Origin of the sequence: Mesorhizobium sp. M7A.F.Ca.CA.002.15.2.1 (assembly GCF_003998715.1) — a bacterium.
Classification (GTDB): domain Bacteria; phylum Pseudomonadota; class Alphaproteobacteria; order Rhizobiales; family Rhizobiaceae; genus Mesorhizobium; species Mesorhizobium ciceri.
Genome location: NZ_RZPI01000879.1, coordinates 1 through 1,912 on the forward strand (window position 1 = coordinate 1; position 1,912 = coordinate 1,912).

At 64.5% G+C, this 1,912-nt stretch carries 2 protein-coding genes; both read left to right on the forward strand.

Annotation, left to right across the window (positions count from 1 at the left end; translation table 11 throughout):
* A partial coding sequence (locus ENZ74_RS30605) for an ABC transporter permease subunit (RefSeq protein ID WP_164761339.1) occupies positions 1-999 on the forward strand: 999 nt, incomplete at its 5' end.
* A partial coding sequence (locus tag ENZ74_RS30610; protein WP_164761340.1) for an ABC transporter ATP-binding protein occupies positions 987-1,912 on the forward strand: 926 nt, incomplete at its 3' end. The genes ENZ74_RS30605 and ENZ74_RS30610, both read left to right, overlap by 13 nt.

Genomic DNA, 1,912 nt, shown 5'->3' on the forward strand with positions numbered 1-1,912 from the left:
ACGCTGATCTATCAGAAGCTGGCCGGCGGCGGCCCCGCCGTGCTCGGCGAAACCGCATTCCTATCGGTGCTGATCGGCATCATCGCCATGGCGGGTATCCTTGCCCAGGAGATCATGAGCCGCCGCCGCGACTATCGCATCAGCTCCACGTCGCTTTCGGCCGAACCCTATGAACTCGGTCGCTGGCGGCCTACGGTCCAGGCCGGCATGTGGCTGCTGATCATCGTGGTGCTGTTCCTGCCGCTGTTCGGGCTGGTTCTGACATCGCTGGTGCCGGGCTACGGCATCGCGCTCACCGCCAAGACGGCAACGCTCGACAATTATCGCTTCGTGCTGTTCGAGCATGACGCGGCCAGCCGCGCCTTCTTCAACAGCTTCTGGCTGTCGATCGCGGCGGCCTTCTTCGCGGTCCTGGTCGCAGTGCCGATCGGCTATCTGATCGCATGGGGCAAGCAGCGCTGGGTGCGGCTGCTCAATCTGTCGGTCGAGCTGCCCTATGCTTTGCCCGGCGTGGTGCTGGCGATCGCCTCGCTGCTCATGTTCCTGCGGCCGATCCCGCTCACCGGCATCCAGCTCTACAACACCGTCTGGATCATCCTCTACGCCTATCTCGCCCGTTTCCTGGTGCTGGCGCTGCGGCCGACCATCAGCGGCTATCACCAGATCGACCGGGCGCTGGAGGAGGCGGCGCAAGTAGCGGGCGCCGGGCTGTTCACGCGCATGCGCACGATCATCTTTCCCCTGGTGGCACCGGCGGCGATCGCCGGCGGACTACTGATCTTCATGACGGCGCTCAGCGAACTTACCGTCTCGGCGCTGCTGTGGTCGTCCGGGTCGGAGACGATCGGTGTCGTGATGTTTTCCTTCGAGCAGGGCGGCGATTCCAACTATGCGGCGGCGATGTCCGTCATCACTGTGGCGGTCACTTTCCTGTTGATGCTGGTGACCAATCTGCTTGCCCCCTACCTTCCGACCGGAGTGCTGCCATGGCGCGATTGAGCCTGGACAATGTGACCAAGAGCTTCGCCAATTTCGATGCCGTCAAGGACGTATCGATCGATGTCGGCGACGGCGAGTTCCTGGCAGTGCTCGGGCCGTCCGGCTGCGGCAAGACCACGCTGCTGCGGCTCGTTGCCGGATTCGAGAAGGTGACGTCAGGCGAGATCCGTATCGGCAGCGAGGTCGTGTCGGGCAAGGGCGGCAGCGTCGCGCCGGAAAAGCGGCGCGTCGGCATCGTCTTCCAGAACTACGCGCTGTGGCCGCACATGACGGTCGCCGAAAACATCGGCTATTCGCTGAAGGTGGCGCAGCTCGACAAGGCCGTCGCGCGCCAGAAGGTTGAAGACGCACTCGCCCTGGTCAATCTGCAAGGGCTGGGCGAGCGTCGGCCGGCCAATCTGTCCGGCGGCCAACGCCAGCGCGTGGCATTGGCGCGCTGCCTTGTCGCCGCGCCCTCGTTGGTTCTGTTCGACGAGCCGCTGGCCAATCTCGACGTGCATCTGAGGGCTTCGATGGAGGACGAGTTCGCGTCCTTCCACAAGCGCACGGGCACGACGATCGTCTACATCACCCATGACCAGGCCGAGGCGATGGCGCTGGCCGATCGGATCGCGGTGATGGATGGCGGGCGTCTTGCCCAGCTGGCGACGCCACGCGAACTCTATCATGAGCCGGCAAATGAAATGGTGGCTTCCTTCATTTCGCAGGGCATTTTGCTGCCTGCGGATGTGTTGAGCGCGGAAGAAAGAGGGCACTGCAAGGTCCGCGTTCTCGGCGCGGAACTGGTTGTCCGCTGCCGGCCAGGCGAGCGGCCGCGAACCGGGGCAAAGGTCTGCTGCCGGTCGGCCGATCTCGACGTGTCGCCGGACGGTCCCGGCTTCGATGGTCTGGTCAAGCGGGTGATCTACCAGGG